The organism is Paenibacillus sp. QJM3NY_38, from assembly GCF_056173265.1.
Genome location: NZ_CM149665.1, coordinates 5,814,545 through 5,827,630 on the forward strand (window position 1 = coordinate 5,814,545; position 13,086 = coordinate 5,827,630).

Sequence of the window (13,086 nt, forward strand, 5' to 3'; positions counted from 1 at the left end):
TCTATGCCTTTAGGATTTGACGGCTCCCGCCAGCGCCCCGTCCACCAGATATTTCTGTATGAACGTGTACAGAATGATCAACGGTGCGGCTACGATCGTAATTCCGCATGCAAGCAGCGGCCAGTTATTCCCGTATTGCCCCCTGAATTCCTTCAGGCCGAACGTAATGGGATAATTGGACGGACTCGGGAGATACATGATCGGGCCGACAAAATCATTCCAGATTCCGATCGCGGTCAGAATGACGCCCGTTGCGATAACCGGCTTCATCAGCGGCAGAATGATCTGGAACAGGTAACGGACATAACCGGAACCATCCATTCCTGCGGCCTCATCCAAATCGCGGCTAATCGACTTGATGTAGCCGACAAACATCATGAACACAACGCCCGTTCCCGTCGTTTTCAGCAATATATAACCAAGCTTGGTATCATAGCCGAAGAACGAAACGCTCTCCTTGAAGGACAGCATGAGTTTATACTGGGCAACCATCGGATTCGGAAGAAACTGGGACAGCAAAAAGAACATATAAATAAATCCGCTCCACATCACATATCCGCGTGCGACCGGAAACGCCGCAAACAACGACACGATGATGGTCAGCAGCGTCGCCGCTACCGTATATATCAAGCTGTTCGCAAAATAACCGGCGAAATTGCCTTCAGACCATGCTTGCGTATAATTGCTCCATTCCATGTTCTGAACGATCCCGATCGGGTTGAGCAGATACTCGTTGAAGGATTTGAGCGATACATTGAATACAAGCAGCAGCGGAACGACATATAGAATCAGCAGCAAACCTACGACGGCGTAAGAAAGAATTTGCGTGGTTTTGGAATTTCGCATCAATACTCCACCTCTCTCTTACGCGTCTGTCTGACCGCCACCACAACAAAGAGGAGAATAATCAGGAACTGAACAACGGATAACGCTGAAGGAAGGCCCATTTCCAAACTTCCCCGGAATGTCTCTTTGTACACGTCATACGCCATCGTCCTTGTATTGAAGCGACCGTCCGTTGTCGCCAAAATGATATCAAAGGTCGACATGGCGCCAATGATGGATAACAGCATGTTCACCGTGAAGGACGGTGCGATCAAGGGGAAGGTAATATGACGGAAGGACTGCCACTTGTTGGTGCCGTCAATATGCCCCGCCTCGTATAAATCTTTAGGGACCGATTGGAGCCCGGCCAGAAAGATCAGCATGGAATAGCCCATGTACATCCAAATCTGGACGAAAATAATATAGCCGAACGCATGAGTGAAGCTTCCGAAGAACATGTCCTGATAGCCAAAGAGCGCGTCGTAGAGGCGATTGACCGGTCCGTTTAACGGATCGAACATCATTCCCCAGATCAGGGCGACGACAGCTACGCCCAGAACCACTGGCAGGAAGAATACGGCACGATAGAAGTAATCGCCTTTCAGGCGCTGGTTAATGATGACGGCGATAAACAGAGCGACCCCGTTCTGCACGATCGTAACAACGAACATAAAGATCAGGGTGTTTACGATGGAACGCCACCGCTCTCCTGAGTTCCCCGAGAAAAATAATTCCTTATAATTATCCAGCCCGACAAATTGGTACGTGCTGCCCGGGAGGTTCTTGACATCGGTAAAGGAATAGATGACCGTCAGGATCGATGGTCCAAAATAAAACACGATGTAAAGCGCCATCGGTATCAGCAGCAGCAATAAGGGGATGAATCGGTTAAACCCTTTTCCAAATGGATACATCTCTCTCACCTCGCAAATCCCATTTCAATAAATGTCGGGGCCTGCTGCACAGACCCCGACTACAGTATGGTTCATTCTATATAGGTCTCTTTATAATAGAAGAAGCTTTATTTTGGAGCGGCAGCTTCCCATTCTTTTTGTTGAATGTCAGCCAGCTCTTTTGCTGTTTTGTATGGGCCGCCCGGTGCCAGGAATTCCGTATGAACGCCTTCTGCAGCCAGATGCTCGCCGATATTTTGACGGTTAATCATCATGATTTCGTACGCCAATTCGAACTCTCCGAGATATGGAGTCAGTTCATTGTCAATAAAGTCGCTCTCCGTCTGAATGTTATCCTGTGTCGGGATGAAGCCGGCAGCTTTCACGAAGGTCGTGTAATTTTCCGGCTCGGAGAAGAACTCAAGCCATTTTAGAGCCCCTTCCTTGTTCGGTCCCTTCTCGGCAGCATACCAGGTTACGTCATACTTGCCGACAAAGGAGGAATTCTTGGCTGCATCTTCCGTAGCCGGAAGCGGGAAGTAACCGAATTTCAGCTCCGGATTCGCTGCTGCGACGGTTGGAGCGTCCCAAGAGCCATCAGCCAGCATCGCTGCTTTTCCTGTGGCAAAATAGGAAGGCGCTGTTGCGTAATCAATCCCCATGAATCCGTCAATCATGTAATTGTCTTGAAGCGTCTTCATTTTTTCCAATACTTCGATGGCCTCTTCATCGTTGTAAGCCGTCTCGCCTTTCCAAACGCCTTCAATCCATTTCTGCTGATCTCCGCCGCCCAGAATTTTAGCTTGCAGGGCGAAAACAGGAAGTTTCAATGGCCATACGTCTTTACCTGCAACAACAATCGGGGTAATGCCTTTGGCTTTCAGGTCATCGTTCAGCTTGATGAACTCCGACCATGTTTTCGGCACGCTCAATCCGTTCTGTTCGAAGATTTCCTTATTGTAGAACAGGCCGGACATCGCAACCTTGCCCGTTGGGATTGCATACACTTTATCTTTATAAGTTCCGGCTTTTTCGATATCGTTAGCGTTATAATTCTTAACGAAGGCTTGGTCGGACAAATCGGCGATCAAGCCTGTATCGATCCACTGCTGCCAATCAGGCACTTTCGCACCCGGTGTCCATTCCTGCGGGGAGAGTCTCATACCCGATAAATCAGCCAAAACGTCGACGTCATTAGCGGTAATTCTCGCTCTTTGCGCCTGCTTGTATTCGTCATCGGGACCCGTAGTGGTATACTCGATCTTATACTCGGGATATTTCTCTTCAAATTTCTTGTTAATCTCTTCAACCGCTTTATTGATGTTATCTTGTTTCCAGTGTAAAATTTTGATGACCTTTTTATCACCTTTCGCAGGTGTGCCTTTATCGGCCGAATCGCTGCTTCCGCAAGCCGCTAGCGAGAAAGTCAGAGCACCCGCCAAAAGTATTGCTGATAATTTCTTAATCATTTCTTTACCCCCTGAAATTAAAGTGCAATTCATTATGAAACCGGATTCATCATTTTCGCTATTTCTCGTCCAGTACCATCTTGATGTTACGAAACATTCATTATGAATTTTCGTAATTTAGCGAAATATACCGAAAGCGGTTTCGCAAGGCCTATTATTACTCATAATTTTTTGTTTGTCAAAGCTTTTTTTCTCTTTGTCGCAATATTTCATTATTGAACATATTTCAGTATAATTCCTTTCTATCACTAGCATCACAGCTATTCTCTTCATTGACTTACCTAGGTAAAGCAGATACACTAATTTACGAAACAGTTTCGGATATGTGCTGTATACGTTGCAACCAGATTGGTTAATACTGATCACAATGGTAGGCTCCATCGATATATTTTCCGTTATCACTCCATCGGATCATATAGAATCGTGTTCTTAAACAACATGTTTCGAGCAGAAAACACGTATAGAACGGCTCTTTCTCTCCTTAACCTTACACATACAGATCATTGGCAATCATGATTAACGAAAACTTACGAAAATTATGAAGTGACATCATAAACAGAATAAGGGGCGTTTCGCATGGCGTTAAACATTAAAACAATCGCTAAAATGGCCGGGGTATCCGTATCCACCGTCTCCAAGATTATCAATAACTACAGTGACGTGTCCGAGGAAACCAAAGCACGGGTGTTGGAAATTATGAAAGAGACGGGATACACCCCTTCGAACTCCGCGAAAACATTAGCAACCAAAAAATCCAATTTAATCGGCATCATATTTGCGGGAAAGCTGAATGTCGATTTTACCCATCCTTTTTTTGTTGAAGTTCTCAATTCCTTTAAGAAGCAAATGGGGGTGCTCGGTTACGATCTGCTGTTTTTTTCGAATGAGAAATTCCAAGGGGATGACGCCGACTACCTCGGCCGATGCCGTCATTATCAGGTGGATGGCTGTGTCATTATATCCGGCGAGGAAATCGAGCCCTCCATTAAGGAGCTTGATGAGAGCGACATTCCGTGTATCGGGGTTGATATAGAACTGTTCGGCGAAATGTCGGGGCATATCATGTCGGATAATTACAAAATGTCCTCGAAGGTCGTGGAGCATTTCTATCTTCAAGGCCTCAGAGACTTGGGGTTTATCGGAGGCAGCAAGGAGTCTGAAATCTCCAACATGCGTGAGGCCGGTTATCGTAACGCCATGGAAAGCTTCGGACTGCCGGCCCGTACGGAATGGTTCCTGAACGGTGAAGATTTTCATGAGGCAAGCGGATATAAAGCCATGACACGGCTGATTCAAGCGGGTTCTCTCCCCCGCGCGATCTTTGCAGCCTCCGACCAGATCGCGATTGGAGCCATCCAAGCGCTTCAGGAACATGGCCTGAATGTCCCTGACGATGTATCGATCATCGGTTGCGACGATATTGAAGCGTGCAAATATACAACACCCAAACTAACGACGATTCGGCAAAATAAAGAGAAAATCGGCCGCCTGGCAGCGCTCATGCTCTACGACCTTATCCATAAGCAATCACCCGTGAGCTCCTTCGTCGTCGAGCCTGAGCTCATCGTCCGTGAATCTTGCGGAAGCAATACGCATAACTATGGTTACTTTTGAGAGTAAAGCTTTAGTGACGGGTATGTTTTAGCTAAGAGCAGCGCTAGTAATGCATGCCTTTGAAAATAGCCCTTGATCTCATTTGGCATGGTAATCCGCACCTAAAACCTAAACCTAGCGAGACTTATATGTGTACAAAAAAAAGCCCCGGGCATCATGCCCGGGGCTTTTTAACGTTGTTTATTACAGATCGTAGTACAAGGAGTACTCGTGCGGATGAACGCGGATATTAACCGCTTTGGCCTCGGCACGCTTGAACTCGATGAAGTTCTCGAGGAATTCTTGCGTAAATACGCCGCCTTCTGTCAAGAATTCATAGTCTGCTTGAAGTGCATCCAAAGCTTCATCCAGGGAACCCGGTACGCTGCGGATTTCTTTCTTCTCGGCGTCAGACAATTCATAGATGTTTTTATCGAATGGTCCATATCCGAGTGCGGTTGGATCGATTTTGCGCTTGATACCGTCCAAGCCAGCCATCAGCATAGCGGAGAATGCAAGGTAAGGGTTCGCCGTGGAATCCGGTGTACGGAACTCGATGCGGCAGCCTTTAGGTGTTACCGCTGCAACCGGAATCCGCACTGCGGCAGAACGGTTGCCCTTCGAGAATACGAGGTTAACCGGCGCTTCATAGCCTGGTACCAGACGTTTGAAGGAGTTGGTGCTCGGATTCGTCAAAGCGATCAATGCAGGCGCATGGTACAGAATACCGCCGATATAGTGGATCGCTGTTTCGCTCAGGTTCGCATAAGCGCCTTTCTCGTAGAACAATGGGGTGTCGCCATCGAAAATGGATTGGTGAACATGCATGCCGCTTCCGTTATCCCCAAACAATGGCTTCGGCATGAACGTAGCGGTTTTGCCATATTGGCGCGCTGTGTTATGCACGATATATTTATAGATCAACAAATTGTCAGCTGTTTTTTTCAATGTATCGAAGCGGAAGTTGATTTCCGCTTGGCCGGCAGTTGCTACTTCATGGTGGTGACGCTCAACGCGAAGTCCTGCTTCATCAAGCAAACGACACATTTCGCTGCGGATGTCTTGCTGCGTATCCACAGGCGCTACTGGAACATATCCGCCCTTAACGCCAACTTTGAAGCCAAGGTTGCCGCCTTCTTCCTTACGGTTCGTATTCCAATGCGCTTCCTCGGAGTCTACGAAATAGCTGGAGCTGTTCATGGAGCTTTCATAGCGAACTTCATCAAACAGGAAGAACTCGGATTCCGGTGCAAAGAATGCCGCTGTTCCGATACCTGCCTCCTGAAGGTATTGCTCGGCACGAGCTGCGATCCCGCGCGGGTCACGCTCGTAAGCATCCCCTTCCGGAGTATAGATGTTGCTCATAATGTTAAGCGTAGGATGTGCTGTAAACGGATCGATATAGCAAGACTCCGGATCAGGCATCATAACCATATCCGATTCTTCAATGCCGCGGAATCCTGGAATAGAAGATCCATCAAATGCTACCCCGTTCACGAATGTTTCTTCGTCTACTTCTGAAGCCGGCAAGCTAATATGATGAACCCGTCCCGACAAGTCTACAAAACGAAAATCGACCCACTCAATATTGTTCTCTTTAATGGTTTGCAATACTTTCTCTACCGACATGTCTCTTCCTCCCAATTTCCGAACATTAAGACTTAAACAGCTTAACAATGTTCATAATCTTTCGATTTCTTTTCGTCATTATATGCCGGGAGATAACCTGACGTCAATACCTATGTAAGGTATTTTTGAAAACAATGTTAACTTATATGACATAGAAAACCAGTTAATGTAAACTCAGAAAAAAGACACCTGCAAGCTCTTTGCAGGTGTCTTCTCAATTAGATTTAAGAAATGGTGAACCTTGACTAGGTTCTTAACGCATCCCCGTGGTTGCAAGCGTTACTAATCAAATGCTATACGCGCGCAAATTCAGAAGCAGGCGCTTTGGCAGTCGCAAAGCTTTTGCCTACCAGTGGGGCCAGCTGCTCCAAGTCTTTAAGCAGTGCGGCGAATTGATCCGGGAACAGGGATTGAACCCCGTCACCTGTCATGGAATTATCCGGATCTGTATGCATCTCAATAATAAGGCCGTCTGCCCCCGCCGCCACGGATGCCTTGGACATCGGTTCCACTAGCTCGCGTCTTCCCGTTCCATGACTCGGATCAGAGATGACCGGAAGATGACTCAACCCTTGTAAAACGGGGATGGCAGATAAATCCAGCGTATTGCGGGTGTAAGTTTCGAATGTTCGGATTCCACGTTCACAGAGCATGACATTCGGATTGCCGCCGGCAAGAATGTATTCTGCTGCATTCAGGAATTCATCATAGGTTGCACTGAAACCTCTTTTCAGCAAAACCGGCTTGCCGCAGGTGCCCAATTTCCGAAGCAGATCGAAATTTTGCATATTGCGGGTACCCACTTGCAGGATATCGGCATACTCCGCACATATATCCACGTATTCGGGTGTCATAACCTCCGTAATCGTCAGCAATCCATGTTTTTGCCCGGCTTCGGCCATCATAATCAGGCCTTCCACTCCGACACCCTGGAAGCTGTATGGACCGGTACGAGGCTTAAATGCGCCACCTCTAAGCACTTGTCCTCCTGCTGCTTTGACAAGCTGTGCAATCTCGTCAATCTGCTGCGGCGATTCCACGGCGCATGGACCACCCATAACGACCAGATTGCCGCCGCCAATCTTGGTGCCTTTAATATCAATGACGGTATCATCCGGATGGAAATCACGACTCGCAAGCTTGTAGGACTTGGAGATTTTAACTACATTCTCTACGCCCTTCATTTGGCGAAGATGCTCCGCAAGCTTCGGGTTTACGCTGCCGATCAGCCCGATCACGGTACGATCCGCTCCCTTGGATACATGAGCCTGGAGTCCTTCCTTCTCAATCTCGCTTACAATATACTGAACTTGTTCCTCTGATATTTGATTGGATGTAATAACGATCATAATAAAACCTTCTTTCTGAATATATTCCATTTTATTGTTGGATAGTCACTTTCGCGCTTGTTCGCTTTTAAGCTTTTATGCTTTTAACCGATAAAGTAAATATACAAAAAATATCTCCCCTCGTCAAGCCCATTCTTGAAGCCTGAACGATCGGGAGATATAAATCATCTGTTACATCAATGTTTTGCTGCGTCCTTCCGCTACGGTTCGCTTCACGAGGGGGATCACAATTCTTACCGTCGTCCCAATACCGGCACGGCTGAATAATGTAACCCCGTATTCGCTGCCATAGTGAAGTTTGATTCGTTGATCCACATTCCGAATGCCGTATCCGGCATTGGTTAGATCCTGTCCGCCTGTATTGTCCAGAACTCTGCCGGGCGGGAACCCGACGCCATTATCGATAATTTTAAATTCCAGAACATCTTCCAGCACTCTGGCGGTAATTCGAACATGTATATAATCCCCGGTCCAGGCATGCTCCAGCACATTCTCGATAAAAGGCTGCAAAATCAGTTTCACGGTTTCATACCGGACCACTTCCGGCTCAAAATCATAAGTAACCTGCATGCGTTCGTCGTATTTAATCTTTTGAATATCCACATATGCCTGAGCCTGTTCCAACTCATTCTTCACAGAGATGATATTCCGGCCATCATTAAGAGACAGGCGATAAAACTTCGCTAAGTCCATCACCATGCGCTGCAGCTTATCCAGCATCCCAAACCGCGCCAGACGGCTGATGGAGGATAGGGTGTTGTATAGGAAATGCGGATTAATCTGCGCATGCAGCGACTCCAGTTCCGCTTGTTTTTTCTGAAGGTCGGCCAGATACACCTCATTAATCAGCTTGCCGATATTGCTGCCCATATCATTCAGGGCTGAAGCGATATGTGTAAACTCATCATTTCCCTTGAACTGAGCCCGTTTATGAAATGCACCTTCCTGAAAAGAATCCAGAACAGAGACGATCTTGGATACGCGTAAGCTGAAGTACTTGGATATCACGATGCTGACTATAAAAAATATAGCAATGCAAATGAGGCAAATAAGCAGGGTGAGGTTCCGGATTTTCACCGTATCTTTCTCCACGATTTCTGCAGGAACGACAGCGATAAGATTCCAGCCGAGCACGGGAATCGGCTTACGAATAAGCAAGTCTCCATTATTGCGCAGCTCGTTCTCCTTAAATACGGTTGTCTGTACCCCGCCTGAAGAAAGAATGACTCTACCTTGCGAATCCGACAAATATAACGCTGTCCCATCACCAATTTTGTTATAATCCATGCTTTCGAACATATCTTCTAGACTGACATTGATTCGCACGAATCCAATCTCCTGCAGCTGTATAGAACTGATGTCGATCAGCCTGCGCAAAAGTGAAATGCGACCGTTGCCCGCATCATTTTCAACCTGCTTCCATTCCAGCGTCGATCCATAGTTTTCCTCTTGGGGGTAGAGCTTGTACCAGGTCTTATCCACCAGACGCTCATACTGATATATATCAAATAAACGCGTGTTGGATTCAAGCGGATCAGAGTAACTATAATTATTATAAATTTCCCTTAACTCTTCATTCCGTAAATAAATAGACAGCCAAATCTTGGAGTTCGCTGTGTTAATCGCCGTTTCCAACTTCGGAATCAGGACATTAACCATCGTATCGTAACTTACCCATGTACTTTCTGAATAACGCAGTCGGTTATTAAAGGACGAATCAAAGTAGAGCATATCGGAAACGCGGACGATGTCTTCCATTTTATACGAAATATTATCACTCATTTGGTGCAGGGTACCCTGAATGTTATTATACGTTTGTTCTCTAATCGATTTGATAAATACCTGGTTCGCGATATTTCCTACAAGCAATACCGGTATTATGATGAATACACAGTAAGAAATCATTAATTTGAAGCCAAATGGTATCTTGACCCGGATACGCTCGAATTTCCCCGCCAAACCTAATCACAACCTCATTACAAGCGGTATAGTAGTATGTTAAGAGTGTTTACGCCTATACTCCAATGGTGTCATTCCATACATCTCTTTGAATTGACGACTAAAATAGGGCAAATACTGGTAACCTGTTTGAGAAGCCACTTCATATATTTTAAGTTTCGTGCTGACTAATAGATCTCTGGCTCGCTCCATACGAATCTTGATCACATAATCACTAAAATTATAACCGGTTTCTTCCTTAAACAGAACACCTAGATAGTTTGGAGAAAAGGAAAAACGGTTCGCCATATCCCGGAGCGTAATATTCTCGTGAACCCGCTCTCGTATATTATCAATAATCTCCTCAACAAGGCGTCCATTCTTGGACGATTTGCGAAATTTCAATTGCTCCGATATCTCAAAGACTTTCATTCTTAACCACGAGAAAATATCGTCCATCGTTTCAAATTGCAAGAGTACATCGAGGTTTTTCAGTTCGATTCCCAGCATCCGAAACAGGTCTTCATGCATCGTATGCAAATGCGCGTCCAACTTCAATATAATGTATACTCCAAGATTTCGAACCGTAAATTTGGAGCGGATATTGGATGCTAGCAGTTGTATGGCTTCGATTTCATCGTGGATTTTGACGATCTCATAATTCGTCATAGCGGTAAATAAAGAGTCCAGCCTGATATCGAGGCTTTTGGCGTCCTCCCGGTCCTCTGTCGGCACTTCGTTATAAAGTATCCATTTCCCTTTTCCACGAAACATTTTATAGTCAAGGGCACCCTCTGCCATAACGTAGGACGGATGAAGTTCTTCAAGCCGATTCGCAGTCCCTCCCTCACCTACGGTCACGGTAAGGGGATACTCTTGGCCTAGCGCCGTCAGTAATGACTGAACCTCTTCCTTGTCTTTTGTCGTATCCATGAGTACTGCCATCCGCTGATCTGTCACCTTGCATATATGCCTGAATCCGCAACTCTCCAGCTGCTTATGCAAACTCGTGAAGTACTGCTCATTTAATCCACTCGGATTCTCGACCTCGTAATGATTGCTCCGCCAGGAGCTGACATCATCCACTTCAAGCAATATTACTCGCACGGGCCAGTTCATCTCATGAAGTTGGTATTCCCGCTTAATAATACCCAGCATGGCACCGTCATAAGGCTTCTGGAGAATTTGCAGCAGGTACTGATTTTTGAGAATCGGTACCATCAGTTGATAAGCCCGTTCTGTTTCCTTGCGGTCATGGAGCCTGTCCAGCTCAATCCGAACTTTGGTCAACTCTTCAATCAACTCTTGGTCCTCCATGGGCTTCAGCACGTAATTACAAGCGTTTAATGCGATTGCCTGTTTAACATAACTGAAATCCTGGTAACCACTCACGAAAATAACCTGCAATTCATCATGTATCTTCAGCGCTTTTTGCGCTAATTCAATACCAGTCATATTGGGCATGCGTACATCCGTCACTAGAATGTCGATATCCTCTCGTTGCAGGACTTCCCATGCTGCAAATCCGTTATTGACCGAATCAACCACGGTCATTCCAAGACTCTCCCATGGAATAAAGCTCCTCATGCCCTCTAGGTCCAATATTTCATCGTCAGCCAGCAGCACTTTATAGATGGGTATCCTCTCCCCTAAATTTCGATAAGGGTATGCTGCAGATGCAGCATACCCTTTCGGTTTACGTTATTCTACTTTTGACCCTTCATTTGAGCCAAGTTTTCTTGCCATTTCGTTGTTTTGAATGCAAGAAGTTTATCGTATCCAGCTGCTTGAGCATCCGCTTCTGCTTTGTCCAAAACAGCCAGTACTTCAGCATCGTCCTTCGCAAACAGCGCCTTCGCTCTAGCTTCTGTGTAGATATCTTCTACACGCTGACGGATAATACCTTCTTCGCTTTCTGGGGCCGGATCAAGATTGATGAATTCCGTTGCATTTGCTTGAGTTTTCCAAGTTATTTCATACTGCCAACGAGTTGACCAGTTACGCTCTTCTTCTGGCAATGTGCTTTCGTATTTCGCTTTTGCTGTATCAATAAATACCGTGTTTCCGTTCCACTGGAGGTTTGTTGTTTCCGCTTGCAACTTGCCAAGACCCGCAGCATCCGTAACATATTTCTCAGTAAACTTAGGCGTTATACCATCTTCTTCATATCCATCCCAATATCCGCCTTCCGGTCCCCACATTAACAGTGTTTGACCTTCAGGACCTGTATACCAGTCCAGGAAAGCAAAGATCGCTTCAGGATTTTTTGCAGCTTTCGTAATAACGCTTACGTTCCAACCCAGTTGAGTATAGGTTCCCGGGAAGATTTTATTCTTGTCCAGACCTTCCTTATGAATCGGCCAGATCATGAAATAACCGGCTTCCGGATCTTTGGCAACGAGTTCCGCATGTGCGTTCATTGCATTTTCAGTCGGGCTGGAAGCTGCATATACAGCAACGCGGCCTGTCATTACTTTTTCCTTGATTTGATCAGCGGTTTGAGTCAATGCATCTTGAGAAATCAGTTTATCACGGAACAGCTTCGCTGCATATTGCATCGATTCGCGATATGTTGGATCCGTAAAGATCGAAGTCAATTTATCTCCGTTAGGCACACCACGAATGGTAATCCAACGTGTCATTGCATTCTCTTTGAAAGCAGAGTACAACACATCAATCCCTTGTCCTTCAATACCTGGTTCATAAGGAACTACAGCGTTTCCGTATTTCGCCTTGACAGCTTCCAGGTATTTAGTCAAATCGTCCGTTGTTTCCAGCTTAGGCTCGCCAAGCTCTTTATAAATTTTACTGTTGACTACATAACCAGCATTACCGTTCGGCTGGCTGGTGTACCAGTTAGGGAATTGATACAGCTTGCCGTCAGGGGAACGAAGCATGTTGATTCCCGCCTCACCCAACCATTCCTTCAAGTTCGGATATTTATCCAAGTAGTCATCATAAGGTACGAGCATGCCGTTCTCTCTCAATTTTTCAACATCCGATCCCCGCTCCAACCAAATCACATCAGGAAGCTCGTCGGAAGCAATCATCGTGTTGAATTTTTGTTGAGCATTACCTTGGGAGTTAACCGCTTTTACATCGACTTTTTTATTCTCTTTAATCCATTTCGTTGCGGCATCTTCTCCCCATGTTGGCATCGTGTACCAGTCATAGTGACCATAAAAGCTAAAATCAAGCGGTTGCTCACCCAGTACAAACTTGTCTGATGCTGCTTCTGTTGGCGGTGTTGTGGTTCCATTGTCGCTAGGAGTCGGGTTAGCTGTCTTAGTACCACCGCTGCATGCTGACAGCATTAAAGCCGCTGCTAACAACGCAGTAACCGATGTGGCCAAAGATTTTTTTCTGAGCCTCATTCTCTAATTTCCCCTT

General features: G+C 46.0%; 9 protein-coding genes. 1 reads left to right on the forward strand and 8 read right to left on the reverse strand.

All coding sequences use genetic code 11. From position 1 onward, the window contains the following. Positions 1-9 precede the first annotated feature (9 nt). The 3 genes from AC0VZ8_RS26830 to AC0VZ8_RS26840 all read right to left on the reverse strand — a co-directional run bounded on the left by AC0VZ8_RS26830 (position 10) and on the right by AC0VZ8_RS26840 (position 3,187). Positions 10-846 (reverse strand): carbohydrate ABC transporter permease, encoded by an 837-nt coding sequence (locus AC0VZ8_RS26830; protein WP_475485006.1) that lies wholly within the window; start codon positions 844-846, stop codon positions 10-12. After that, the gene (locus AC0VZ8_RS26835; protein ID WP_071217869.1) at positions 846-1,739 is read right to left on the reverse strand and encodes a carbohydrate ABC transporter permease; all 894 of its coding nucleotides are present in this window, start codon (positions 1,737-1,739) and stop codon (positions 846-848) included. The genes AC0VZ8_RS26830 and AC0VZ8_RS26835 overlap by 1 nt, the downstream gene beginning before the upstream one ends. 107 nt (positions 1,740-1,846) lie before the next feature. Beyond that, entirely contained in the window at positions 1,847-3,187 is a 1,341-nt protein-coding gene (locus tag AC0VZ8_RS26840) for an ABC transporter substrate-binding protein (protein WP_475485007.1), read from the reverse strand. Positions 3,188-3,763: 576 nt separating this feature from the next. Here AC0VZ8_RS26840 and AC0VZ8_RS26845 point away from each other — a divergent pair. Continuing rightward, the gene (locus tag AC0VZ8_RS26845; RefSeq protein WP_475485008.1) at positions 3,764-4,801 is read left to right on the forward strand and encodes a LacI family DNA-binding transcriptional regulator; all 1,038 of its coding nucleotides are present in this window, start codon (positions 3,764-3,766) and stop codon (positions 4,799-4,801) included. Between the two features lie 183 nt (positions 4,802-4,984). Here AC0VZ8_RS26845 and glnA read toward each other — a convergent pair whose 3' ends face one another. The 5 genes from glnA to AC0VZ8_RS26870 form a co-directional block, all read right to left on the reverse strand. Then, complete coding sequence (gene glnA, locus AC0VZ8_RS26850) at positions 4,985-6,409, reverse strand: type I glutamate--ammonia ligase (RefSeq protein ID WP_113057606.1); 1,425 nt, start codon at positions 6,407-6,409, stop codon at positions 4,985-4,987. 293 nt (positions 6,410-6,702) lie between these two features. After that, on the reverse strand, positions 6,703-7,758 hold the full coding sequence (aroF, locus tag AC0VZ8_RS26855; protein WP_260068141.1) for a 3-deoxy-7-phosphoheptulonate synthase: 1,056 nt from the start codon (positions 7,756-7,758) through the stop codon (positions 6,703-6,705). Positions 7,759-7,929: 171 nt separating this feature from the next. After that, the gene (locus tag AC0VZ8_RS26860) at positions 7,930-9,663 is read right to left on the reverse strand and encodes a sensor histidine kinase (RefSeq protein ID WP_216530870.1); all 1,734 of its coding nucleotides are present in this window, start codon (positions 9,661-9,663) and stop codon (positions 7,930-7,932) included. A gap of 93 nt (positions 9,664-9,756) precedes the next feature. Further along, entirely contained in the window at positions 9,757-11,331 is a 1,575-nt protein-coding gene (locus tag AC0VZ8_RS26865; protein ID WP_071217864.1) for a response regulator, read from the reverse strand. Positions 11,332-11,402: 71 nt separating this feature from the next. Further along, complete coding sequence (locus AC0VZ8_RS26870) at positions 11,403-13,070, reverse strand: extracellular solute-binding protein (RefSeq protein WP_260068142.1); 1,668 nt, start codon at positions 13,068-13,070, stop codon at positions 11,403-11,405. Positions 13,071-13,086 lie beyond the last annotated feature (16 nt).

Coding starts and splice junctions, on each gene's coding strand:
- AC0VZ8_RS26830 (WP_475485006.1), bottom strand. CDS start 846: ATGCGAAATTCCAAAACCACGCAAATTCTTTCTTACGCCGTCGTAGGT.
- AC0VZ8_RS26835 (WP_071217869.1), bottom strand. CDS start 1,739: ATGTATCCATTTGGAAAAGGGTTTAACCGATTCATCCCCTTATTGCTG.
- AC0VZ8_RS26840 (WP_475485007.1), bottom strand. CDS start 3,187: ATGATTAAGAAATTATCAGCAATACTTTTGGCGGGTGCTCTGACTTTC.
- AC0VZ8_RS26845 (WP_475485008.1), top strand. CDS start 3,764: ATGGCGTTAAACATTAAAACAATCGCTAAAATGGCCGGGGTATCCGTA.
- glnA (WP_113057606.1), bottom strand. CDS start 6,409: ATGTCGGTAGAGAAAGTATTGCAAACCATTAAAGAGAACAATATTGAG.
- aroF (WP_260068141.1), bottom strand. CDS start 7,758: ATGATCGTTATTACATCCAATCAAATATCAGAGGAACAAGTTCAGTAT.
- AC0VZ8_RS26860 (WP_216530870.1), bottom strand. CDS start 9,663: ATGATTTCTTACTGTGTATTCATCATAATACCGGTATTGCTTGTAGGA.
- AC0VZ8_RS26870 (WP_260068142.1), bottom strand. CDS start 13,070: ATGAGGCTCAGAAAAAAATCTTTGGCCACATCGGTTACTGCGTTGTTA.